Source organism: Bacillus sp. FJAT-45066, assembly GCF_002335755.1.
GTDB classification, from domain to species: domain Bacteria; phylum Bacillota; class Bacilli; order Bacillales; family Bacillaceae_I; genus Bacillus_CD; species Bacillus_CD alkalisoli.
Genome location: NZ_NISQ01000001.1, coordinates 2509007 through 2532297, shown reverse-complemented (window position 1 = coordinate 2532297; position 23291 = coordinate 2509007). Strand labels below are relative to the sequence as shown.

The window sequence follows — 23291 nt, the reverse complement described above, 5'->3', positions numbered from 1 at the left end:
ATGGAAGTCATTCATCCCCGTGTATGTGGACTTGATGTTCACAAGAATAGTATTACAGCTTGTATTATTATCAAGCGCAAGAAAGAGATTCGTACCTTTGGTACGATGACAGATGATCTTTTAGAATTACTTGATTGGATACAAGAGAACCAGTGTCCAATTGTTGCGATGGAAAGCACCGGAGTTTATTGGAAGCCCATATACAACCTACTCGAAGTCTCAGACATTGAAGCACTAGTTGTTAACGCTCAACATATTAAGAATGTACCTGGAAGAAAGTCCGATGTTCGTGATGCACAATGGATTGCTCAATTACTTCAACATGGACTGATTAATGGTAGTTTTATTCCTAACAGAGAACAGCGCGAATTAAGAGAGCTTGTTAGATATCGTAGAAGTTTAATAGAAGAAACTGCTCGTGAATCTAATAGAATCCAAAAAGTATTAGAAGGTGCTAATATTAAGCTTGGGTCTGTTGCTTCAAATGTTCTTGGTGTCTCTGGAAGAAAGATGTTACGTGCTTTAATAGAAGGGAATTTGAATCCAGAAATATTGGCAGAAATGTCTTTAGGTGCACTTAGAAAGAAGATTCCTGCTTTACAAAAAGCTTTAAAGGGGCTAGTTGGAACTCATCAACAATTTTTATTAGCTAGACAACTTGACCATGTCGAATACTTGGAGAAACAGATCGAGTTTATCGATAAAGAATTGGCTGAAAGACTTAGCCCTTCATCAGAAGAGATTAATTTGGTTATGTCAATTCCGGGTATCGGTAAGAGAACTGCAGAACAGATTCTAGCTGAAGTTGGAACGGACATGAGTCGCTTTAATAGTGATAATCATTTAGCTTCCTGGGCTGGAATGGTTCCTGGAGAAAACGAAAGTGCTGGTAAAAAAAAAAGCGCGCGCACACGTAAGGGAAATAAGTACCTAAGGAGTGCTTTAGTAGAAGCAGCTAAAACTGTTGGTCGTTCTAAAAACTTTTTTGGAGCTAAGTACAGGAGGATTAAGGCTCGTAGAGGCGGAAATATTGCTTCAGTAGCTATAGGACGCTGTATTTTAATAGCTGTTTATCATATTCTGATAACTAAAAAGCCATTTCAAGATCTTGGTGAAGACTACCATTTAAATCGCAAGAAAGATCAAGAAGTCAAACGTGCCATTAAAAGAATTGAAAAGCTGGGTTATTCTGTAGAAATATCAGAACTACCAGCCTAATTTCGGTTTTAATATTATACTTTAATTTAAAGGTCATCCTTTTTTTAAAAAAGGATTTAAGACCTCTTCTTTAGTATGGCTTTCTATCGGAATTTATTTTCAGGGTAGACACTTTGGTGCAAAAATGCATTGAAGGGTCTGTCCTTTGATGCATTATAAAAAGAAAGTGCGATTCATAGCAAGAATGAACCGCACTTTGAGTAGGAAAAAGAACAGAAAGTGCGTTTCAGAAGAGTGATGAAAGGTACTATTGGTAGAGTAGAAGAGGAAAGTGCCGTTCACAGAAGGGATGAACCGTACTTTGAGCAAGAGAAAGAACAGAAAGTGCGTTTCAAGAGAGTGATGAAAGGTACTATTGGTAGAGTAGAAGAGGAAAGTGCCGTTCACAGAAGGAATGAACCGTACTATGAGCAAGAGAAAGAACAGAAAGTGCCGTTCATAGAAGGAATGAACCGTACTTTAAGCAAGAGAAAGAACAGAAAGTGCGTTTCAGAAGAGTGATGAAAGGTACTATTGGTAGAGTAGAAGAGGAAAGTGCCGTTCACAGAAGGAATGAACAGCACTATAAGCAAGAGAAAGAACAGAAAGTGCCGTTCATAGAAGGAATGAACCGTACTTTAAGCAAGAGAAAGAACAGAAAGTGCGTTTCAGAAGAGTGATGAAAGGTACTATTGGTAGAGTAGAAGAGGAAAGTGCCGTTCACAGAAGGAATGAACCGCACTTTGAGCAAGAGAAAGAGAAGAAAGTGCCGTTCATAGAAGGAATGAACCGCACTTTGAGCAAGAGAAAGAACAGAAAGTGCGTTTCAGAAGAGTGATGAAAGGTACTATTGGTAGAGTAGAAGAGGAAAGTGCCGTTCACAGAAGGAATGAACAGCACTATAAGCAAGAGAAAGAACAGAAAGTGCCGTTCATAGAAGGAATGAACCGTACTTTAAGCAAGAGAAAGAACAGAAAGTGCGTTTCAGAAGAGTGATGAAAGGTACTATTGGTAGAGTAGAAGAGGAAAGTGCCGTTCACAGAAGGAATGAACCGCACTTTGAGCAAGAGAAAGAGAAGAAAGTGCCGTTCACAGAAGGAATGAACCGCTCTTTGAACAGGAGAAAGAATAAAAAGTGGGGTTCAAGAGCAATGAAAGGCACTTTCAGTAGAGTAAAAGAGAAATGGTCGTGACAAGCTCCCCTTCACTCAAAACGTGGTAACATATAATTTAGAGATCCGAAATAAATATGTAATAGAAAGAAGCGGAAAGGGACTTGTTAGTATGGTTAAACCTTATAGTTTGTTCATTTTAAGCACCATCATTTTAGGATTAGGTATTTGTCTAGTAACAATGGCTGACCTTGGTACGACTGCTATTACGAGCCCACCATATGTAATGAGCCAATTTGTCCCAATTAGCTTTGGAATGTTAGTGATGTTAATGAACACACTTTATGTATTCATTCAATTGATCCTTTTAAGTAGTAAATTTCCTAAAACACAGTATTTGCAGCTGCTTGTAGGTCCTGTTTTAGGTGTGGCAATAGATTCCTGGTCTTATATAATTTCTTTCATTCCACAACCGTTTTATTCTGTTCAATTATTCATGGTGGTTTTAGGCTGTGTCGTTATAGCACTAAGCATTGTATTACAATTGAAGGCGAACGTCGTGAATAATCCAGCTGAAGGAATTGTAAAAGTAATTGCCATAAAGACAAATCAACCTTTTAGCACAATAAAACTAATGTTTGATGTTGTTTTAGTTATCATTGCCTTAATAATTTCCACTACTGCATTGGGAATGATTTATGGGGTTCGAGAAGGAACGATTATTTCCACAATACTTGTAGGCGCGCTTGTAAAAGTAATTCAGAATCTAACTAACGTTGAAAGGTTTTCTCCAGAGCCAGTTAAACTTGAGAAATAAAATATTCATGGCCGGTGCCACAGTTTTTGGTGTGCTGGCCTTTTTTTCTGCCGGAATCCATTTCAGAATTACTGTTCGTTTAGTGAAAAACGAATGTTAAGTTTATTATAATTAAATAACGTTCGATATAAAACGTTAATTATATGAGAGAATAGGTTTACTATTCTTTTTTCGTTTAGTAATTGAACATTATGAAACTCTCTCGCCTATATAGATGTTTTAATTATCTGAATATTATTGAAACAATCGGAGTAATACATTATGATTAACTAGTAGTAATTATCTATGAATATAATGTAATAGTCTCAGGAGGGCATTTATGATTAGTTTTAGGTGGACAGTTTCAAAGAAACTTTACGCTGGCTTTATTAGTGTAGTACTTGTACAAAGTGTATTAATTAGCTTATTATCATCCATTACATACAAGGAAGGAATAATATTTCTTCTAGTAGGCCTTTTCATCGGTTTATTCATTGCATTTTTCGTATCACGCATGATAACAAAACCTCTTGAAATCGTAAATCTAGGAATGAAAGAAGTAGCAGAGGGGAATTTAACGATCGATCCTATAGAAGTGAAAACGAAAGACGAAATGGCCGATCTTGCAAATTCCTTTAATATAATGGGGACAAATCTTGCTAATTTAATTAGAAAAGTACAAGTAGCTTCTGAAATGGTTGCCTCCTCCTCACAACAACTACTAGCAGGTTCAGAGCAAACATCTAGAGCAACAGAGCAAATTACGGAAGCCATACAAGCAATTGCTAGTGGATCGGAAAACCAAGTGGGGAGTGTAGCATCTGCAAATCAATCTATTTTTGAAGTAGCAAAAGGGATGGAACAAGCTTCTCAAGCTATTCAAACAGTAACTGATTTAAGTATAGAAACGAATCATAAAGCACAATCTGGCAACGAAACGGTATCTGAGACGGTAGCTCAAATGGGAACCGTACAGAACCGTGTTTCAGAAATTGATATTCATATTACTAGTTTAAAAGAAAGCTCAAATGAAATTGGCGAGATTACCGATCTGATCTCTAAAGTTTCTATTCAAACTAATTTACTAGCGTTAAATGCGGCAATAGAAGCTGCAAGGGCGGGGGAGCATGGCCGTGGTTTTGCAGTAGTAGCAGATGAAGTAAGAAAATTAGCCGAAGAATCGAGCAATGCGACGGAAAAAATTCGCCAAGTTATTGAAAAAGTCCAAGAAGATATTGTAAATGTCTCTAAATCAATGAATGAAGGTACAAGCTCTGTTACACACGCAATCGAAAAGGTAAATGAAACTGGCAGGTCTTTTCAGGAAATTACGCAAATGATCGCAGGTATTACATCTCAAGCGCAAGAAGTATCTGCTGTTGCAGAGGAGATAAGTGCTAGTTCCGAAGAGATGGTGCAGCAAATGAAAGGTATTACAACTATCTCCGAACAAACTGCTGACAGCTCTCATATGGTTGCTGCTTCTGCAGAAGAGCAAAATGCCTCCATGGAGGAAATTGCTGCATCTGCAAATGCTTTAAGCAATATGGCACAAGAGCTACAAGATCATGTTTCTATTTTTCGAGTGTAAATAAATAGAATTAGCTATGAAGTAGTAATCCTTTGTAGTTGAATCAATTTCATAATTACTGTTCGTTTAGTGAAAAACGAATGTTAAGTTTATTATAAGTAAATAACGTTCGATATAAAACGTTAATTATATGAAAGAATAGGTTTACTATTCGTTTTTCGTTTAGTAATTGTACATTATGAAACTCACTCACTCAGTTAGCTAGCATAATAAACGTTCACCAATTACCAAGGTGGGCGTTTATTTTTTCTTTCTTCACCTTCTACCTTCTGCGATGCAGCAGACAGAAAGCTATATTGGTATTTTACTATTCCTCTTTATGAAATTTGAAAGCCCATTTATCGAACAAATTAGGTATTCTCACCATAAGTTACATTATTTAGCGAAAACAATTTAGTAAAGTGAGGTAAATAGTGTGACAAAACCTATGATTATTCCTTCTGCATACGAATCAAAGCTAAGTCCGATTGAAACGGAAATCGCGATTAAACAGGTGAAGGAGTATTTTGAAAGAGACTTATCGGATAAACTTCGATTAGTGAGAGTTTCTGCCCCCTTATTTTTACAAGCAAAAACGGGTCTTAATGATAATCTGAATGGCGTGGAGCGAACCGTAACGTTCGATGCCCTCGACATAAAAGGAGATAAACTCGAGATTGTTCAATCACTTGCCAAATGGAAAAGAACCGCCCTAGCTAAATATGGATTTCCAGTCGGTACTGGGCTTTATACAGACATGAATGCCATTAGAAGAGACGAAGAACTCGACAACCTGCATTCCATCTATGTGGATCAGTGGGATTGGGAAAAAGTAATTTCGAAACAGGAACGTGCCATTGAAACATTAAAAGAAGAAGTAGAAAAAATATATAGCGCTATGAAGTCTACAGAAAGGCACATTCAGGAGTTATACCCTAGTCTAGAGCCTGTTTTGCCAAAAAAGATTCATTTCACGACAGCACAGGAACTAGAAATACTCTATCCATCTTCTACGCCAAAAGAAAGAGAAGATGCGATTGCAAAAGAACATGGGGCAGTGTTTATTATGCAAATCGGTGGAAAATTACGTTCAGGTGAGAAACACGACGGACGTTCCCCTGATTATGATGATTGGACAATGAACGGAGATATCGTTGTTTGGTATCCAACTTTAGAGCGTGCCCTTGAATTGTCCTCCATGGGTATAAGAGTAGATGCTAAGGCATTGCTACGACAATTAAAAGAGGCAAACTGTGAAGAACGAATCAAATTGGATTATCATCAAGCCATCCTCCATGGAAGACTTCCATACACAGTCGGAGGAGGAATCGGCCAATCGCGATTATGTATGTTTTTCTTAAAGAAAGCTCATATCGGAGAAGTGCAAGTATCAGTTTGGAATGAAGAGATTACTAGGGAGTGTAAGGAAGCGGATATTTTTCTACTTTAATAGTGTGTGAAGTTATCCCCCAATAATGCCTAGGTATCAAGTGATCGTTTGCGTTAATTCCAAGAAGGATTGTCACATTTTTTATGGCGATTTTTTGATAACTACAGCTTTTGTAAATAATACTGGTTTACATCCAGTTTTACATGGACACTTCCTAATCTTCTGAAGTTAGATGCATAAGTATTTTATAATGTGAAAAGACGAAGGGACCACTATCCTCTTCGTCTTTTCGTATAGATTGACCTTCCTGCAAAAATTAATTGTTAGCTTCCTTAAAGAACCATCTCTGATACCGTCTCCCGACATAATAAGTAAACCAGATGGATAGAAAACTCCAGTACCATTTCCATTTTTTATACTTAATCAATTTTGTGTATTTTACAGCGATTATTTCCAACAAAGTGATAGAAGAAGTATAGCTAAAATAATATAAGAGCTTATTCCAAAAGTTCCTTTTTTCTGGATAATGAATATTAAATAGTACATTTAAGCTGGGTAATACAAAATATTCAAATGTGAAGCTGCTTTTGATCGATTTTTTGAACAAAGTCTTAAACGGATATCTTATCATATCTTTTTCCACAATAAGCAACCCAAAAAGCCAAGTGACTGCTTGTTTAAATAAAAAAGCAACCATTGCTTCGCGTAATCTATGTATTGGGATGAACTTAATTAACAAAAAAGTCATCGCCAACCAGGAAGTAATTTCTATTACTTTTTCTTTTTTGTAAGCCATTCGTGCGTGCACCTACCACTTATTTGGAAATTAGTTATACTTCCATGAATTTATTGGTTAGAAGTAATTAGTGATAATATGTACAAAAGCCAGCGGAATTATATGCGAAAGTAAATAAAAATATTAAAAACCAGCCCCAGTAAGTTGGTACTCAAACTAACAGGGGCTGGCTCCTATTATTAAATTTATGCTTTTGAATCCGTCGCTCTCCTCATCTGAAACTTTCTCATTGCCCAAACAATAAGAGAAATAACGATTGAAACGCCAGTGTACAATAAAGCCCATCCAACTAATCCTTCCCAACCAACATTTGCAAAAAGAGGTAACAGCACTGTAGGGATGTTTAAAACGATAAACACAATGATTGGTGTCAATACATACCTTTTGAATCTTACGGTGTTAATTAGAGAAAAAACAATAGTGAATATTGGTGCAATTAGCGCATAAAGTAAATATTCCATAAGGGTGAATTCCTCCTGAACTTTAAACATCTTACACTCTAATGTTAAATGTTGGAGTTGAAGAAGTAAATACTAATTTCAGAAAAGATAGAGTATTGAAAAAAACACCTTTACCTATATTAAACTTCAAATTTTATTTGATTATTACTACTAACCTACTTGACAATAAAACTAAAAAGTCTTAATATTCAAATTGTTTAAGCTCTTTTTCGAGATAATAGAATGCTCCATACTTATTAAATTAGCTTTAATACTTCCTCTGTAAATTACAACTAATAATTTCCATAACTTGAAATGGGGAAAGAAAGTGATTTTAATAAGGATTTTTTTGAAAGGAATAGGACAAGCTCTTGAAAGAAAAAAGCCTTCCACTTTAGCAGTAATACTATCCACTAAAACATCAAATCATACTTTCGCTTTCCACTAAAAATAAAAACTTCACTTTAATAATTCAATCTAAGTAATAGAAAAGCAATATCGTACAATTTATTAATATTAACAACTTCGCTAGGTGGTTTTCGCGGAAGGTATACTTTCGCCTTAATCTTTAATAGCACAAATGAAAGAATGGCAAGAAGTAAGGAATGCTCATTCAAAGTTAAAGAATGTAGTGGAATTTGCTTGAATTTGAATGGAAGACAAAGAATCTCCCATCTCGATTTACCTATTTCTAGAGAGCAAGGATAACATTGTTAACGAAAGCTTAAGGCGACTTGCAAAAGAATTAGTTATGCTGCATTTGGAAAAGTATCAGATTTAAAGAGTTCATAGAACAGAATAATAATTATTTTAGAAAGGTTGGTTGTAATGGCATATAAAAATCGCAATGAGTCAACAGAGTTACTTATATTAGATTACTTAAACAGCAGGATGGTTTTGTCAGAAAGTGATAAGCGACATTTCATAAATTTAAAAAAGGGCTATGAGGGAGAAAAGATATTTGATTCTTTGATAGAGACAATCCAGTCTGATTGTATTATTCTAAACGATTTACTTTTAAAAAATAAAAGCACTATGTTTCAAATTGACTCAACAATAATATTTAAAGATTTAATTTACTTATTCGAAGTGAAAAATTATGAGGGTGACTTTTTCTATGAATCTGATATATTGTATCGATTTCCTAAATCCGAAGTTACAAATCCATTAAACCAATTAAAGCGAACCGAATCCCAATTGAGACAAGTACTCAATAATCTTGGATATAATTTTCAAATTCGACCATTTATCATTTTTATTAACCCCGAATTTACTTTATACAAAACACCTCTTAACATGCCATTTATTTTCTCAGCACAAATCAAGAGATTATTAGAAAAACTAAACGGCTTTTCTTCAACGATAAAGGAAAATCACAAAAAACTAGCGGAAGCATTATGTTCAATGCATATTGAAGACTCGCCATATAAAACCCTTCCAGCATATGAGTACAGCAATTTGAGAAAAGGAGTTTTATGTGAGAAATGTAGAGCATTCTCTAATATTGTTGAAGGCAATACATGTATTTGTAAAGAATGTGGGAATAAAGAAAGGCTCGGGGCCGCTATCATCAGGAGCATTAATGAGTTTAAACTACTTTTCCCAGATCATAAAATAACAACAAATGTCATTCATGAATGGTGTAAAATAGTAGATTCCAAAGAGAGGATACAAAGGGTATTGAAAAAAAACTTTATAAAAAAGGGAACTCATCAATGGATGTATTATGAGTAAAAATTAAGTTATCAAATCGATGGAGTGCGGTTCATAAGAGTAATGAAAGGTACTTAAGCTAGAGAAAAGAGGAAAAGTACGGTTCATAGAAGGAATGAGCCGGACTAATAGTAGGGGATATGCCAGAAAGTGCGGTTCATAAGAGTAATGAAGGGAACTTTAGTTAGAGAAAAAGAGGAAAGTGCGGTTCATAAGAGTAATGAAAGGTACTTTAGCTAGAGAAAAGAGGAAAAGTACGGTTCATAGAAGGAATGAGCCGGACTTTTAGTTGGGGATGTGCCAGAAAGTGCGGTTCATAAGAGTAATGAAAGGTACTTTAGCTAGAGAAAAGAGGAAAAGTACGGTTCATAAGAGTAATGAAAGGTACTTAAGCTAGAGAAAAGAGTAAAAGTACGGTTCATAGAAGGAATGAGCCGCACTTTTAGTAGGGGATGTGCCAGAAAGTGCGGTTCATAGAAGGAATGAGCCGGACTTTTAGTTGGGAATATACCAGAAAGTACGGTTCATAAGAGTAATGAAAGGTACTTAAGCTAGAGAAAAGAGGAAAAGTACGGTTCATAGAAGGAATGAGCCGGACTTTTAGTTGGGGATGTGCCAGAAAGTGCGGTTCATAAGAGTAATGAAAGGTACTTAAGCTAGAGAAAAGAGGAAAAGTACGGTTCATAGAAGGAATGAGCCGGACTTTTAGTAGGGGATGTGCCAGAAAATGCGGTTCATAAGAGTAATGAAAGGTACTTAAGCTAGAGAAAAGAGGAAAAGTGCGGTTCATAAGAGTAATGAAAGGTACTTAAGCTAGAGAAAAAGAAGAAAGTGCGGTTCATAAGAGTAATGAAAGGTACTTAAGCTAGAGAAAAGAGTAAAAGTACGGTTCATAGAAGGAATGAGCCGCACTTTTAGTAGGGGATGTGCCAGAAAGTACGGTTCATAGAAGGAATGAGCCGGACTTTTAGTAGGGGATGTGCCAGAAAGTGCGGTTCATAGAAGGAATGACCAGCACTTTTAGTAGCAGGTACCAAATAGGGACGGGTTTCCTTCGCATTTTTCAAATGTGAAAGAAACCCCGTCCCCATTTTCCCCATTTTACAGCCCCTAAAAACAAAAAATATCTATGTTGATCAATTAAAATTAGATTCCCATCTGGATCCTCGATCGTAAAGGGAGCTGGTGCTTCATTTCTTTCATCTTGGTTTTTTCTTGAGAAAGGGACGAGGTTAGTCCGAATTTTCTTCTTATAAATTCAAATTCCGATGATCCGGTTACTCTGTTCTAAAATAATTCTATGAAGCTATTAATTTTAGTAGAAAATCCACGATAACACCGATTCATGTATCTATTCCTTCTCTATTAGTTTTGCATACGATAAATTGTATCTGAATTTTAAAGGAGGAAAAAATATGAAATATGATAGTCAAGATTGTATTAACCTAAACCAATCTGCAAATGTAAATCAGTGTCCGAATACTAACGTTGCACCTGCAATAACACCTGCTGGAACAAGAATTTTGAGAGTACCAGTAACACTCGCGGAAATAGCGGTAAGTAGTAATCTAGTTGCTAATGTTACGTTTCCGGAGCCAGTTTTAGAAATTAAAGACGTAAAAAAACGAGTGAAAGTAGTTCATTGCCGTCTATTGTTACCTTCAGCACCACCACAGTTTGCGGCTGGCCCGTATCCACTTTTCTTAAAAGGTTACGTTAGAAAAAACATCCAATACGCTACTCCTAGCGGAGATGCTTCAGGTTCTTGTGTATCTTCTGATATTAGATCACTAACAATAGATGTTCCGTTTGAATGTATGACACAGGTTACTTTAAACTTATCTCCAGCACAATTGCCGGTATTAAATACACGTTCGGAATTTGACTTCTTTCGAGCACAAAGTTTAGGTATTGGATATCCGGAAAAAGATCATTTATTGTCTAGTGATTTATCGCAATTCCATCAATCAAGCACGCAATTCTACAACCAATTACCATATTGTGAGTTAATCTCCAGTAACATTTTACAGTACGATGAGTCAACGGATCGTGAACCATTACAAGGGAACGCTCCATTTGAAGAAGGATTTTTCTATAATATGGTAGAAAAAATGTCCCTGCAGTTTTCGATTAAAGTTCTACAAAATCAACAAGTTCGGGTAACTGCTTTGTAATAGATGGTTTGACTTTCTTAAGTTTAAAAGCGCAATATTAGCATTTGCTAGTAATGTGCTTTTTTGTTATTGAGTAAACTCTAGAATTAGTACTTTGTGTATAACTCTGTATTTTGAGTAGGTTACGTCTAGCTACGGGAGCTTGCTCCATTAAGACTTCCCTCTCCTCCTGTCGATAAGTCAACATCGATTTATTCTTTCAAGGAAGTGTTTCGTTTTAGGACAAATTACATAAAAAGTAATTCGCCTAATTTTTTCCTGTCCCTAGGTTAAGGCCTAGTCTTAGTCATTTATAATGCATACGATGAATTATCTTGACTGAATGGAGGATTATGAAATGACGAATTGCAGTGATGATAACAAAAACAATGATTGGGAATGTAACACTGCCCACCAAATGGAAAGTGTGGAATGTGAACCAGTGGTAAGTGTAGGGAAAGTCGTGACGAAGGTTCCTGTAGTACTTACTGAAGTGAAAGTGCAAGTTAATATTAGTTCAAAAGTGAACTTCCCGGAGCCTGTTCTTGAAATAAAGGATATTAAAAAACGAGTGAAAATTATACAATCTCGTTTATTACTACCAACAAATAAACTATTTATAAAAGGATTTATTCGAAAAAACATTCAATACGCTAGCCCATGTAATGAAATTGAAAAAAGTACAAAAACAACAGTTGCCTCCGATTTACATTCGTATACGATCGATATTCCGTTTGAGTGTGTGACGGAAATAAAAAAATTTTGGAGCAAGCCAATAATGCCGGTAGTAAATACACGTAATGAATTCGACTTCTTTATATCTAAACAACTACCAACGGGGTATCCAGAAAAAGACCAATATCAATCGAGTGATTTGTCTCAATATCATCAGGAAAGCTCTCAATATTATAATGAACTACCATATTGTGAATTAGTATCTAGTTGCATCATCGAATGGGATGAAGCGACCGATAGAACTACATTGCCTTATGAAGCTCCATTAGATGAGGGAATATTTACGAAATTAGAAGAAAAAATGGTATTAGATTTAACTTTAAAAGTACTTCAAAACCAGCAAATTTGCGTCTCTTCTTCCAAGTGTAAACACGAGCACAATCAAAATGATTGTGACTGCTTGTGTGATTGTGAATAATTAAGAAGACTTATGTTCCAAGTTGATATAAGAGGGGAGGGAGGAAAGGCTGCTTATTAAAGCGGAAATTTCCAAAACAGGATGACCTACGATTATTATGAGTCAGAAGATAACCTCAGGAATATTCAAAATGTAGAAACACTGGATATGCCAAAGGGTGAGGAGAAGAAAAAGAAAAAAACAAAAGCAAAATCTTCTAAGCGCTCAAGAGAAAATTCGCTTAATAGGAATGTTAAGTCCGATAGTGTAACATTACCGAAGCCACTAATACTACCACTTCCACAAGTCGTATCTAATGTAATTTTAAATGAAGATAGCGAAATTAATATAATGAAACATGAAAGGATAGAATTAAATACTTCTAATGAAACGCTAAAGAGTAAAATAGAAGAATTGGATAATAAAGAAGAAACGAAAGAAATTTCATTAACGGAAGTAGAGAAATTAATTGAAAATATTTTATTAACAATCCATCAAACTTCACAACATATAGACCAAAATGCCGAAGTGGAAAAAAACGAAATGGCAGAACATCATAATGAATCAATAGACGAAGAGATTCGCGAAAAACTTGAAGAAGAGCAAGATTTTTTTCATGATGCAGAAGAACTTAAGCAACAATTGGATCATCTGTTCCGAGAAGAAGTGCCCATGATAAGCGATGAACTGGACACTATCGAAGAACTAGGAATAGAAGATAAGTATTTTGCTGAAAATGAAGAAATATTAAATCGACCATTAAAAGAAAAAAGTGTAAAAGAAAAAACAACGGAAGAATCCTCAAAAGAAATAGATGAAGCTATACGTCATTTATCAACTACTATTAATAATATACATGCGATGAATTCTCCGATAAAGGAAGAAGAACACGTCCATGAAGAGTTATCGGATATTTATAAAAAGGAACAGGAATTCTACTCTGCAAATGAGAAAAAAAATACCGTAGAAAAGCATCGTCGAGTAAGAAAATCTACGTGCGAAAATGACTACAACTTCTTCTTTAGAAAGCCATTAGGAAGCTTTCAAAACGACTCTGTTATGAGCAAGGATAAAAACAATAGTGTTAGAAATCTATGTACAGAAACTAGGATAGAAGCAAGTCATACCAATAAGAAAATGGTGCCAATATTCAAACTGCCTATTTTTCTAGCAGAAGTGAACGCAGTAATAGATATAATTGATTTTTCAAACATGTTGCCACCGTTTGCTGAAGTATTGGAGATGGATTGGAAAGTGCATGCCGTTATAGTTCACGTTTTATCATCTTCTAATACGGTTGTTGTATCAGGAGCTTTTAGTGCAGTTGTTGATTATGTACCTAAAAATTCCAGTTCCATTCTTTCTAAAAAAATTAAATTTCCGTGGGAAAAGAGTCAAAAAGTAAAGTGGGTAAATAAAATCGAATTACCTTATCGTGAAAAAACAGAATACTTGTTTTATAAAGAAGAAAAAGATGATTCTGTTCATCATAAGTTAGTAGAAAAATTTGCTGAACCAATTGAACAGAACCTCAAAGAAACAAATTTTGTTTGGCACACTGATGCAACTGGTTGTATACAAGGGGTTGTAAAGCTGTCACTACAACTATTTCAACTACAAAAGATAGACCTCGACTTATTAGGGAAGGAATGGGATGTCTAATAAAAGACACCCCATTTTTTCTACTCTATGCTCTGTTCATTCTATTTTTAATTTTATTCATCAGTGGTGATGGTTGGTTTTGTCCAATTGTTTTAGGTGTACATGGCACGTATTTTCGTGGATCCAATTGTTGCGTTTGAAGTAATTTAAGCGCTAAGAAGATTTCCATTTTTTCTGTAACCTTGTTAAATCGGCCAAAGCGATCGAAATCTTTATACAAATCTAACTCAAAGATGTCCGAATATAAAAGTTTGCACTCAATTGGTTCATTGTAATACTCGAATGTAAATGAACCTGACTTACAACGAGTAGCACCGTGTTTAGACTTATCGAGATATCGATATTCTTCCGTTAGAGAACTTTTATTACTGAAGAACTGTTGAGCAGGATTGAAGATTTCTACTTCTTGATTAAAACTAAAAGGAACATCTACACTATAATCCTTTACATATCCACTGCAGGACTCTACATATTGAATGTTTTTATGAACTACACCAGTCACATAAACTTTAGCGATATTATTTCTAAATCTATCAATGTGTGACTCACATTGCTTCAATGAAATATTCTTTCTAATTACTTTTATCTCTCTCGCTGCTGTTGGAAGATGAATGTCTGCTTCCACATTTGCAAACAATTCCACTTCTGCAAGTACAACTGGAACATCGATTACAGGAACATCCTGTACCTCAACAACTTGTGGTGCACTACTATCTACACTACTATCTACACGCTTTGTTTTTGCAGTATCACATGGCTGCGCTGGAGGACATCCTTTTTGCTGATTACAACTTGTATTTCTTCTCACATGTTTCACTCCTTTAAAGTATGGTTGCAAATCAAAAGAAACTAGTAATTCTTTTATTCATTCTTTTGACTTACTATTTTATATGCTCAAATTAATATTTTGCATAGTCGCTTAGTGGATGACATTCGCACTTTTTCTATTACATGTAGAAATATTATTCATAGAAAGTACTTGTTTTATTCTTTTTTTAGTTAGTAATCTACTAATTCAGTAGGGAATAACATATTTTACAATTGTCTAACCATTCACCTATACCAAAAAAAAACATTTTAATATAATGTTATATCTTCATACTGAAAAGGAGGGATTCCTATGTGTGGAAAATGTCATGATCATGATCATGATCATAAAAAACATTACAATGATTGCCATTGTAAAAGACCGCTTGGTTATGTGGAAAGTTTTTGTTGTGATGATTATAAAGAAGAACACAAATGCTACGGTGATAAAATAGTTTGTTGTTGTGAATGGGTAAAGGTTTGTCATTGTAAAAAGTGCAAGCCAGTAGAGAAGAAAAAAGACTGTTGTGAATGTCATCGTTGTCATAAATGTGGAAAAAAGAAACGTTATAGTGACTACTAAAAAAGTGCACTCCTTCTTTTTCGAGGAGTGCACTTTTTTTCTGTTCCAATATAAGGGATAGGCTGATAAAACTTTCTAAAGAAAAATATCACTGATTACTTTATTTCCACACTCCTAAAATAAAGCACATTATCGTAAAAGTTACTATATGATAGCCAGCATTAATGAAGAACAGCTTTAAAGATTTTCTTTTCAAACAAGTATGTAATTCCAATAGTTGTTGCGACCTAGAAAAATCCTGCCATGAAGCCAGCGGTAGCTCCTATCGCTGCACTTCTTTCTGGACCTAAAAATAGGACTAATACAAAAGAAATTATGAGAGCAAGGATAAATGCACCACCGAATATGATTCCCATATTCCCCTTTTTTAGCGTTTCCTTATTAAAGTTGTTTTCTTTCATCCACACTTTGTGGAAAAGGGCAGAATACCAGATACCACCGATAACAAAGGCTGATAAGGCTTCAATAAATACTGCAAAATAATTAATAGAATCTAATGATTGTTGCAAGTCCAAGTTTCTCCCTCCTTTTTCTTCTCTTAATTTCGACCGACACAACTGTACTTTTCCCCTATAAAAGTGGAGAGGAACTCCATTTGAAATGTAGATGGGGATAAGACAAGACACCTAAGTGCATTCCAATCTGTGCACAGTCTGACCCTCAATTTATTTACAAAATCACTTGACAACAAAAAAGAAAAATCCTAAAATTTTACCGTAAATATTTTCATTTTTCAGATAAGTATCTCATGTACCCCCAGATTCGTTCGGTTGGACAAGCCTAATTCCGTATATCCACAGTACTATCAACCACAAAACTCATTCGTGTTTTTCAAAAGAAACTTACTTCCCATTCAGAGGTCTATCCATTTTTATTAATAAGGCGAATGAATAAAAGAAAGGGTGATTTAATCCAGGATTATTTATCATTCATTAGCTTGGAGCAATGATCTTAGTAAATTTATCATTGAAAGGTTGGTTCGAATGGCTTATAAAAATCGTGAAAAATCTAGCGAGTTACTTACTTTAGAATTGTTAAACGATAGAATGGAACTTCTAGAAGATGACATGAGACATTTTTTAAATCTGAAGAAGGGATATTTAGGTGAAATAGAGTTTGATGCTCTAACAGAAAAATTACAATCAGAATGCATTATTTTAAATGACTTACTGTTGAAAAATAAAAGCACGCACTTTCAAATCGATTCCTTGATATTGTTTCAAGAATTGATCTATTTATTTGAAGTGAAAAACTTCGAAGGGGACTTTTATTATGAATCGAGTAAGTTTTATACATTAAATAGGAAAGGAGTAAACAATCCACTAGACCAGTTAAATAAATGTGAATTAAATTTGCGACAATTATTACAGTCATTAGGGTTTAATGTAAAAATTCGTTCGTTCATCGTTTTCATCAACCCCGAGTTTACTTTATATCAAACACCACTGAACATGCCATGTATTTTTCCGACCCAATTAAACCAGTTTATGCAACAGCTAAATAACACCCGTTCCACGATAAAACCGAATAACAAAAAGCTAGCTGAAAAGCTTGTGGCCATGCACATACAGGACTCACCGTTTAAATCTATACCAGCATATGATTATGAACAGTTGCGGAAAGGGATTACGTGTGTGGGGTGTCGATCGTTTTCTATACGGATAGAGGGTTCTACTTGTACTTGTAATAGCTGCGGACGAAATGAGAAGTTTTCAAATGCGGTAGTCAGAAGTGTAAATGAATACAAATTACTATTCCCTGAGAAAAAAATAACAACCAATACTATTTACGAGTGGTGTAAAATTGTTGACTCTAAACAAAGAATAAAGAGAGCATTGCAAAAGAATCTTATTAAAAAGGGAAATAACCATGGAACATATTATGAGTAAAACTCTTATGATTAATATTAAGTTCATTATAGCTGAAAAAATAAACTGAATTGTAGTGCTCGCACTCAATTTGAATAAAGAAAAAGTCAAAAATGAACATGGAGGTTGTGCTCGCGTTCAATTTGAATAAAGAAAAAGTCAAAAATGAACATGGAGGTAGTGTTCACGTTCATTTTGAGTAAAGCAAAAGCCCAAAATGAACATGGAGGTAGTGTTCACGTTCATTTTGGGAAAAGAAAAAACGAAAAATGACCATGGGGGATGTGTTCACGTTCATTTTGAGTAAATCAAAAGCCCAAAATGACCATGGAGGATATGTTCACGTTCATTTTGGGAAAAGAAAAAACGAAAAATGACCATGGGGGATGTGTTCACGTTCATTTTGAGTAAAGCAAAAGCCCAAAATGACCATGGAGGTAATGTTCGCGTTCAATTTGAATAAAGAAAAAGTCAAAAATGAACATGGAGGTAGTGTTCACGTTCATTTTGAGTAAAGCAAAAGCCCAAAATGACCATGGAGGTAGTGTTCACGTTCATTTTGGGAAAAGAAAAAACGAAAAATGACCATGGAGGATGTGCTCACGTTCATTTTGAGTAAAGCAAAAGCCCAAAATGAACATGGAGGATGTGTTCACGTTCATTTTGGGAAAAGAAAAAACGAAAAATGACCATGGGGGAAATGTTCACGTTCATTTTTAGTAAAGAAAAAATGAAAAATGACCATGGAGGATGTGCTCGCGTTCAATTTGAATAATGAAAAAGTCAAAAATGACCATGGAGGTAGTGTTCACGTTCATTTTGGGAAAAGAAAAAACGAAAAATGACCATGGGGGATGTGTTCACGTTCATTTTGAGTAAAGCAAAAGCCCAAAATGACCATGGAGGATGTGTAGATAAAGAAAATCCCATGCATGTGATATTCTACTAATTTCCAGATAACTAATTCTCCCATTCTATATACTACCAGCCCGATCTTTTACATATGTTCGTCACACTTTATTAACAATTTAGAAAAAAAGATTTAACAAATATGTTGCCTAAGTTTGTGTATGCGTTTATAATAATTTACGAAAGCGGTTTCCGAAACTGGTTTCTGAAGTGGTTAGACTTACTAATACTAACTAATATAACCGTAAAGACGTGTTAATAATAAATTAATAGTTTTAAAGTATACACTTTTTCGAAAGTGGTTTCGTAAATAATGAATATTTTTTTAACAGGTAATGAAAGGGGTTACAACAATGGCGATTATACAATTTCCTAAAGATATGAAATGGGGTGTTGCTACAGCATCCTACCAAATAGAAGGTGCCGTTAAAGAAGGTGGCAGAGGAACTTCCATTTGGGACACTTTTTCTAAAACGCCAGGAAAAGTAGTAAATGGCGATAATGGAGATGTAGCTTGTGATAGTTACAATAGATTCAATGAAGACATTGAAATAATGGACGACTTAGGAGTAGACTTTTACCGCTTTTCTGTAGCGTGGCCAAGAATTTTCCCAACAGGAACAGGTGAAGTAAACAAAGAAGGTCTTGCCTACTACCACAAACTAGTAGACGGTTTACTTGAAAAAGGAATTGAGCCGATGTGTACGCTTTATCACTGGGACCTTCCACAAGCTTTACAAGATAAAGGTGGCTGGGACAACCGTGAGACAATCGATGCTTTCGTAGAGTATGCAGAAGTGATGTTTAAAGAGTTTGAGGGAAAAATTAAATACTGGATTACGTTTAATGAGCCATGGTGCATTTCCTTCCTATCTAACTACGTAGGGGCACATGCTCCAGGTAATACTGACCTTCAATTAGCAATAAACGTGGCACATCATATACATGTTGCTCATGGGAAAGCGGTAATGAGCTTCAGAGAATTAGGTATAACAGGACAAATTGGTTATGCTCCAAATGTAGAGTGGAATGAGCCATATAGCAATAAGCAAGAAGATATTGAGGCTTGCAAACGTGCAAATGCTTACTTCATGGATTGGTTCTTTGATCCAGTATTTAAAGGGTCATATCCACAATATATGGTGGATTGGTTCGAAAAGAAAGGCGCAACGTTGAATATCCAAGATGGTGATATGGAAATAATTAACCAGCCGATTGACTTCCTAGGAATTAACTACTACTCAGGTGGTGTAGGAAGATACAAGGAAAATGAAGGATTATTCGATCACGAAAAAGTGGACGTTGGCTACGATAAAACTGACATCGGATGGAATATTTACCCGGAAGGTTTCTATAAAGTGTTAACGCACATTTCAAATACGTACGGCGACGTTCCAATTTACATTACGGAAAATGGCTCTTGTTACAATGACGAGGCAGAAAACGGTCAAGTAAAGGATGAAAGACGTACGAATTACTTGAAACAACATTTAGTTTCGCTACATCGTAGTATGGAAGCTGGCGTGAATATTAAAGGTTACTTAACGTGGTCTTTACTAGATAACTTCGAATGGGCAGAGGGCTTTACAATGCGATTTGGAATCGTACACGTTAACTATCGTACGTTAGAGCGTACGAAAAAAGACAGTTTCTACTGGTATAAACATACCATCGCAAAAAACTTCTTTGAAGTGTAATCAATAAATAGGTTGATAAGTTGTGAGCGTCACGACAAAAGGTGGCGCTTGGAACTTTAAATAATTAGAAATAAAGCGCTTACTCCTAGACATACACAACTAAAGCTTTCAAAGGTCCGCTTTGAGGAGGTGAGGAAGTAGAGTAGTATCTAGATGTACTTGTCATAATAAATATTAAATTTTTTGGATTCTAAGGGGGAAAAGAAAATGAAAAAGTTTTTTAAACTTGCAGCAGCATCCGTACTTTCTGTATCATTACTTGCTGCTTGTTCTAACGACGGTGGTTCAAATGCTGGTAAAGACAAAGATAGCGAAAAAATTGGCAGCGGAGACGTTGAGTTAGTATTTTGGGAGTTCGGTAACACTGGATACGATAAGTTAATTGAAGAATATGTAGCGGAAAACCCGCACGTTACGATTAACTTGCAAAATAGTGATATGAACGACTTACATGACAATCTATTTACCTCTATTTCTGCAGGAACTGGCGCGCCAGACATCACGATGATTGAGGAAGCACAAATTGAAAGATACCGTAATGCAGAGCATGCATTCACAAACCTTTTTGATCATGGTGCAAAAGATGTAGAAGGCAACTACCTTGATTGGGTTTGGAAAAATGGAGAAAATGCAGATGGTAGTTTCTTATTCGGATTACCAACTGATATCGGTCCAACTGTAATGTTCTACCGTACAGACGTATTTGAAGAAGCTGGTTTCGATGCTTCACCAGAAGCTGTTTCTGAGTTAATTCAAACTTGGGAAGATTACGAGAAAGTAGCACAACAAATTAAAGAGAAAACTGGAAAGTTAATGACTGACTCCGGTGAACTTATTTACAACGCAAGACGTGACCAATCAACACAACAATATTTCAACACAAGCGATGAGTTAATTATCGAAGACCACAATCAATTAAAAGATGCATTCACTTACGTATCTAGCATGCTTGACCAAGGTTTAGTTGGAGATATTCCATTATGGACTCCAGAATGGTTTGCTGGAATGGGTGAAGGAACTTATGCAACAATGTTAGCTCCTGCTTGGATGCAAGGTGTTATTAAAGACAACAGTCCTGAAAATGGAATCTGGTCTATTACTACAATGCCAGAGGGTGCTGGTAACTGGGGTGGATCTTACTTAACAGTTCCAGCTGAGTCTAAAAATGCAGAAGAAGCTTACAAGTTTATCGCATGGTTAACAGCTCCAGAACAACAACTAAAAGCGTTCTTAGATTACGGTTTATTCCCATCATCTCCAGCAGTATACGAAATGGCTGAGTTCAAAGAGTATACAGATGAGTATTTCGGTGGAATTGCAACAGCTCAAGTATTCTCTGAAGCAGCACAACAAGTTGAGCCAGTTTACAAAGGTAGACTATACTATCCAGTTGATGCAGAAATTAAACAAGCTATTGATAACGTAGCTGCAGGTAACGATTCAGCAAAAGAATGGACAGAAGCTCTAGAAAGAATGCAACGAGTAATCGGTAGACAATAATAATAGCTTATCAGGGTATGACTTCTTGAAGTCATACCCTGAAAAAAATTACTTGTTGGTTCTATCTATTGTTTCGAGAGCTGCTCATCCCTATGTAACAATGGTATGGGCCATTCTCGAAAGCCAACAAGAACTAAAATAACTAAAACACCTATTTAAAGGGGGATTAAAGTTGAATATCATCAAAAAGTTTAACAACTTACCAGAAAAGAAACGTACCGCTTTATCCGCTTATTTATTTATTGCGCCATTCTTCATTTTATTTGCTATCTTTGGGCTATTCCCAATGATATTCAGTTTCTATCTATCATTCTTCAAGTGGGATGGATTAAATCCAATGGTTTTCAATGGATTCAAGAACTTTGCCTTTATTTTCGATGATCCTGTGTTCTTCTCTTCCATTAAAAATACGTTTATTATTGGGATTTTAGGAACGGTACCACAAATAATTGCGGCGCTATTAATAGCTTTTGCCTTAAACTCTGCGTTATTACGTTTTAGAAATACATTTCGTACCCTTATTTTCCTACCATACATTACATCAATCGTAGCAGTTGCCATTATTTTTGGAATCATTTTTAATAACCAACCATTTGGTTTTGCTAACTATGTGTTAAACTTTTTCGATATTGGCCCTATTCGCTGGAATGCAGAATATTGGCCTGTAAAAATAGCCATCGCAACAATGGTTTTCTGGAGATGGGTTGGTTACAATACAATCATTTTCTTAGCAGGTATGCAAAGTATACCTAAAGAGCTTTATGAAGCAGCAAAAATGGACGGGGCAACGGTAGGTCAACAGATTCGTCTTATCACATTACCAATGCTAAAACCAATCACGATGTTTGTTGTTTTCACAGCAACAATTGGAAGCTTACAATTATTCACAGAACCACTTATCTTCTTAGGTCGCGGTCTACGCGAAGAAGGTATTACAATGGTAGCTTACTTATGGCGTGATGCGTTCGTATATAATTCTTTCGGAACAGCATCAGCTGCAGCAATCGTATTATTCTTTATTATCATTTCATTAACGGCAATTAACTTATTGTTAACAAACTTAATCGGCCGTTCGAAAAAAATTAAGTAGGGGGGACGAAAATGGCAGCGCGAAAAGAAGTAGGAGAAGGAAAATTCTCAATCAAAAAAATATTAGTCTATTTAAGTTTAATTTTCGGTTCCTTAGTATCATTATTCCCATTTTACTATATGTTTGTCATGGCGACACGTCAAAATAGAGAAATCAACCAAGTGCCACCACCGTTCACACCAGGAACTGATTTAGTGACGAACTTTCAAAAAGTATTAAATAATATCGACTTCTTCGGGGCAATGTGGAATTCCTTTTTCGTTGCCACGACAATCACGATAGGAACACTGTTCTTAAGTTCACTTGCTGGTTACGCATTTGCGAAATTAGAATTCAAAGGGAAAACAGTTCTTTTTGGTATGATCCTTGTCACAATGATGGTGCCACCACAACTAGGATTAATACCACAGTACTACATCATTACAACATTAGGTTGGTTAAATGACTTTAAAGCACTTATTATTCCAGGATTAATTAATGCGTTTGGTATTTTCTGGATGAGGCAATATATAAAAGATGGTGTACCTTACGAGATTATTGAAGCTGCTAAGATTGATGGTTGTTCCAACTTCCGTATTTACTGGAACATTGTCGTACCGATGATTCTTCCAGCTTTTGCAACATTAGGTATCATTGTATTCATGCATGTATGGAATGACTTCTTATGGCCTCTTGTTGTGTTAAGAGATCCATCTATGCACACATTACAAGTTGCCTTACGCTCCTTGAATGATGCAAGACAAATGGATTATGGTATGATTATGTCTGGTACGTTCTGGGCAACTGTACCATTACTAATCGTGTTTTTACTATTCAACAAACTGTTCATCCAAAGCATATCTGAAGGTGCAGTAAAATAAATTTCACTTGAAAAAA

General features: G+C 35.6%; 23 protein-coding genes. 19 read left to right on the top strand and 4 right to left on the bottom strand.

The genetic code is table 11. The features are described 5' to 3' along the window. The 9 genes from CDZ92_RS12865 to asnA all read left to right on the top strand — a co-directional run bounded on the left by CDZ92_RS12865 (position 1) and on the right by asnA (position 6125). Positions 1-1218, top strand: a complete 1218-nt coding sequence (locus CDZ92_RS12865; RefSeq protein ID WP_096155605.1) for an IS110 family transposase — start codon at positions 1-3, stop codon at positions 1216-1218. A 237-nt stretch (positions 1219-1455) separates the two neighbouring features. Continuing rightward, positions 1456-1719, top strand: coding sequence for a hypothetical protein (locus CDZ92_RS12860; RefSeq protein ID WP_141395228.1), 264 nt, complete (start codon positions 1456-1458; stop codon positions 1717-1719). Continuing rightward, complete coding sequence (locus tag CDZ92_RS20045; RefSeq protein WP_176483768.1) at positions 1719-1877, top strand: hypothetical protein; 159 nt, start codon at positions 1719-1721, stop codon at positions 1875-1877. The genes CDZ92_RS12860 and CDZ92_RS20045 overlap by 1 nt, the downstream gene beginning before the upstream one ends. Beyond that, a complete protein-coding gene (locus CDZ92_RS20040) occupies positions 1877-2035 on the top strand; it encodes a hypothetical protein (RefSeq protein ID WP_176483769.1) in 159 nt (52 codons plus the stop codon). Before CDZ92_RS20045 ends, CDZ92_RS20040 begins: the two co-directional genes overlap by 1 nt. After that, the gene (locus CDZ92_RS20035) at positions 2035-2193 is read left to right on the top strand and encodes a hypothetical protein (protein ID WP_176483768.1); all 159 of its coding nucleotides are present in this window, start codon (positions 2035-2037) and stop codon (positions 2191-2193) included. Before CDZ92_RS20040 ends, CDZ92_RS20035 begins: the two co-directional genes overlap by 1 nt. Next, a complete protein-coding gene (locus CDZ92_RS12855; RefSeq protein WP_096155603.1) occupies positions 2193-2390 on the top strand; it encodes a hypothetical protein in 198 nt (65 codons plus the stop codon). The genes CDZ92_RS20035 and CDZ92_RS12855 overlap by 1 nt, the downstream gene beginning before the upstream one ends. A 91-nt stretch (positions 2391-2481) precedes the next feature. Next, positions 2482-3126 (top strand): YczE/YyaS/YitT family protein, encoded by a 645-nt coding sequence (locus CDZ92_RS12850; protein ID WP_096155602.1) that lies wholly within the window; start codon positions 2482-2484, stop codon positions 3124-3126. A gap of 319 nt (positions 3127-3445) precedes the next feature. Continuing rightward, positions 3446-4696: a methyl-accepting chemotaxis protein gene (locus CDZ92_RS12845; protein ID WP_096155601.1), complete on the top strand. Its 1251-nt coding sequence runs from the start codon at positions 3446-3448 to the stop codon at positions 4694-4696. A 427-nt stretch (positions 4697-5123) separates the two neighbouring features. Next, complete coding sequence (asnA, locus tag CDZ92_RS12840; RefSeq protein ID WP_096157005.1) at positions 5124-6125, top strand: aspartate--ammonia ligase; 1002 nt, start codon at positions 5124-5126, stop codon at positions 6123-6125. Positions 6126-6381: 256 nt separating this feature from the next. Here the strand turns inward: asnA and CDZ92_RS12835 are convergent, their stop codons facing one another. Beyond that, positions 6382-6861, bottom strand: a complete 480-nt coding sequence (locus CDZ92_RS12835) for a CBO0543 family protein (RefSeq protein ID WP_096155600.1) — start codon at positions 6859-6861, stop codon at positions 6382-6384. A 185-nt stretch (positions 6862-7046) separates the two neighbouring features. Next, the gene (locus CDZ92_RS12830) at positions 7047-7322 is read right to left on the bottom strand and encodes a hypothetical protein (protein ID WP_096155599.1); all 276 of its coding nucleotides are present in this window, start codon (positions 7320-7322) and stop codon (positions 7047-7049) included. Between the two features lie 807 nt (positions 7323-8129). Between CDZ92_RS12830 and CDZ92_RS12825 the strand changes: the two genes are divergently transcribed. The 4 genes from CDZ92_RS12825 (at position 8130) to CDZ92_RS12805 (ending at position 13961) form a co-directional block, all read left to right on the top strand. Beyond that, positions 8130-9035 (top strand): nuclease-related domain-containing protein, encoded by a 906-nt coding sequence (locus CDZ92_RS12825; RefSeq protein WP_096155598.1) that lies wholly within the window; start codon positions 8130-8132, stop codon positions 9033-9035. Positions 9036-10429: 1394 nt separating this feature from the next. Beyond that, positions 10430-11188 (top strand): CsxC family protein, encoded by a 759-nt coding sequence (locus CDZ92_RS12815; RefSeq protein ID WP_096155596.1) that lies wholly within the window; start codon positions 10430-10432, stop codon positions 11186-11188. Positions 11189-11525: 337 nt separating this feature from the next. Continuing rightward, the gene (locus CDZ92_RS12810) at positions 11526-12320 is read left to right on the top strand and encodes a CsxC family protein (protein ID WP_096155595.1); all 795 of its coding nucleotides are present in this window, start codon (positions 11526-11528) and stop codon (positions 12318-12320) included. A 147-nt stretch (positions 12321-12467) separates the two neighbouring features. Beyond that, complete coding sequence (locus CDZ92_RS12805; protein WP_141395227.1) at positions 12468-13961, top strand: hypothetical protein; 1494 nt, start codon at positions 12468-12470, stop codon at positions 13959-13961. 25 nt (positions 13962-13986) lie between these two features. On the opposite strand, the gene CDZ92_RS12800 is transcribed toward CDZ92_RS12805, so the two are convergent. Beyond that, positions 13987-14769 (bottom strand): CsxC family protein, encoded by a 783-nt coding sequence (locus CDZ92_RS12800; protein ID WP_096155593.1) that lies wholly within the window; start codon positions 14767-14769, stop codon positions 13987-13989. Between the two features lie 312 nt (positions 14770-15081). Here CDZ92_RS12800 and CDZ92_RS20030 point away from each other — a divergent pair, with 312 nt between their 5' ends. Beyond that, positions 15082-15351: a hypothetical protein gene (locus CDZ92_RS20030; protein ID WP_176483767.1), complete on the top strand. Its 270-nt coding sequence runs from the start codon at positions 15082-15084 to the stop codon at positions 15349-15351. Positions 15352-15578: 227 nt separating this feature from the next. Here the strand turns inward: CDZ92_RS20030 and CDZ92_RS12795 are convergent, their stop codons facing one another. Continuing rightward, positions 15579-15866: a DUF1761 domain-containing protein gene (locus tag CDZ92_RS12795; RefSeq protein ID WP_176483766.1), complete on the bottom strand. Its 288-nt coding sequence runs from the start codon at positions 15864-15866 to the stop codon at positions 15579-15581. A 468-nt stretch (positions 15867-16334) separates the two neighbouring features. On the opposite strand from CDZ92_RS12795, the gene CDZ92_RS12790 reads away from it, so the two are divergent. The 5 genes from CDZ92_RS12790 to CDZ92_RS12770 all read left to right on the top strand — a co-directional run bounded on the left by CDZ92_RS12790 (position 16335) and on the right by CDZ92_RS12770 (position 23275). Next, positions 16335-17240 carry a nuclease-related domain-containing protein gene (locus tag CDZ92_RS12790; RefSeq protein ID WP_096155591.1) on the top strand — a complete coding sequence of 302 codons (906 nt, stop codon included), beginning with the start codon at positions 16335-16337 and terminating at the stop codon, positions 17238-17240. A gap of 1241 nt (positions 17241-18481) precedes the next feature. Then, positions 18482-19825, top strand: a complete 1344-nt coding sequence (locus tag CDZ92_RS12785) for a GH1 family beta-glucosidase (protein ID WP_096155590.1) — start codon at positions 18482-18484, stop codon at positions 19823-19825. Positions 19826-20032: 207 nt separating this feature from the next. Next, positions 20033-21325 (top strand): ABC transporter substrate-binding protein, encoded by a 1293-nt coding sequence (locus tag CDZ92_RS12780; protein ID WP_096155589.1) that lies wholly within the window; start codon positions 20033-20035, stop codon positions 21323-21325. 172 nt (positions 21326-21497) lie between these two features. Next, positions 21498-22415: a carbohydrate ABC transporter permease gene (locus tag CDZ92_RS12775; protein WP_096155588.1), complete on the top strand. Its 918-nt coding sequence runs from the start codon at positions 21498-21500 to the stop codon at positions 22413-22415. An 11-nt stretch (positions 22416-22426) separates the two neighbouring features. Continuing rightward, the gene (locus tag CDZ92_RS12770; protein ID WP_096155587.1) at positions 22427-23275 is read left to right on the top strand and encodes a carbohydrate ABC transporter permease; all 849 of its coding nucleotides are present in this window, start codon (positions 22427-22429) and stop codon (positions 23273-23275) included. Positions 23276-23291 lie beyond the last annotated feature (16 nt).

Bases quoted from the DNA above. Each gene is read 5' to 3' on its own strand.
- CDZ92_RS12865 (WP_096155605.1), top strand. From the start codon at position 1: ATGGAAGTCATTCATCCCCGTGTATGTGGACTTGATGTTCACAAGAAT.
- CDZ92_RS12860 (WP_141395228.1), top strand. From the start codon at position 1,456: ATGAAAGGTACTATTGGTAGAGTAGAAGAGGAAAGTGCCGTTCACAGA.
- CDZ92_RS20045 (WP_176483768.1), top strand. From the start codon at position 1,719: ATGAAAGGTACTATTGGTAGAGTAGAAGAGGAAAGTGCCGTTCACAGA.
- CDZ92_RS20040 (WP_176483769.1), top strand. From the start codon at position 1,877: ATGAAAGGTACTATTGGTAGAGTAGAAGAGGAAAGTGCCGTTCACAGA.
- CDZ92_RS20035 (WP_176483768.1), top strand. From the start codon at position 2,035: ATGAAAGGTACTATTGGTAGAGTAGAAGAGGAAAGTGCCGTTCACAGA.
- CDZ92_RS12855 (WP_096155603.1), top strand. From the start codon at position 2,193: ATGAAAGGTACTATTGGTAGAGTAGAAGAGGAAAGTGCCGTTCACAGA.
- CDZ92_RS12850 (WP_096155602.1), top strand. From the start codon at position 2,482: ATGGTTAAACCTTATAGTTTGTTCATTTTAAGCACCATCATTTTAGGA.
- CDZ92_RS12845 (WP_096155601.1), top strand. From the start codon at position 3,446: ATGATTAGTTTTAGGTGGACAGTTTCAAAGAAACTTTACGCTGGCTTT.
- asnA (WP_096157005.1), top strand. From the start codon at position 5,124: ATGATTATTCCTTCTGCATACGAATCAAAGCTAAGTCCGATTGAAACG.
- CDZ92_RS12835 (WP_096155600.1), bottom strand. From the start codon at position 6,861: ATGGCTTACAAAAAAGAAAAAGTAATAGAAATTACTTCCTGGTTGGCG.
- CDZ92_RS12830 (WP_096155599.1), bottom strand. From the start codon at position 7,322: ATGGAATATTTACTTTATGCGCTAATTGCACCAATATTCACTATTGTT.
- CDZ92_RS12825 (WP_096155598.1), top strand. From the start codon at position 8,130: ATGGCATATAAAAATCGCAATGAGTCAACAGAGTTACTTATATTAGAT.
- CDZ92_RS12815 (WP_096155596.1), top strand. From the start codon at position 10,430: ATGAAATATGATAGTCAAGATTGTATTAACCTAAACCAATCTGCAAAT.
- CDZ92_RS12810 (WP_096155595.1), top strand. From the start codon at position 11,526: ATGACGAATTGCAGTGATGATAACAAAAACAATGATTGGGAATGTAAC.
- CDZ92_RS12805 (WP_141395227.1), top strand. From the start codon at position 12,468: ATGCCAAAGGGTGAGGAGAAGAAAAAGAAAAAAACAAAAGCAAAATCT.
- CDZ92_RS20030 (WP_176483767.1), top strand. From the start codon at position 15,082: ATGTGTGGAAAATGTCATGATCATGATCATGATCATAAAAAACATTAC.
- CDZ92_RS12790 (WP_096155591.1), top strand. From the start codon at position 16,335: ATGGCTTATAAAAATCGTGAAAAATCTAGCGAGTTACTTACTTTAGAA.
- CDZ92_RS12785 (WP_096155590.1), top strand. From the start codon at position 18,482: ATGGCGATTATACAATTTCCTAAAGATATGAAATGGGGTGTTGCTACA.
- CDZ92_RS12780 (WP_096155589.1), top strand. From the start codon at position 20,033: ATGAAAAAGTTTTTTAAACTTGCAGCAGCATCCGTACTTTCTGTATCA.
- CDZ92_RS12770 (WP_096155587.1), top strand. From the start codon at position 22,427: ATGGCAGCGCGAAAAGAAGTAGGAGAAGGAAAATTCTCAATCAAAAAA.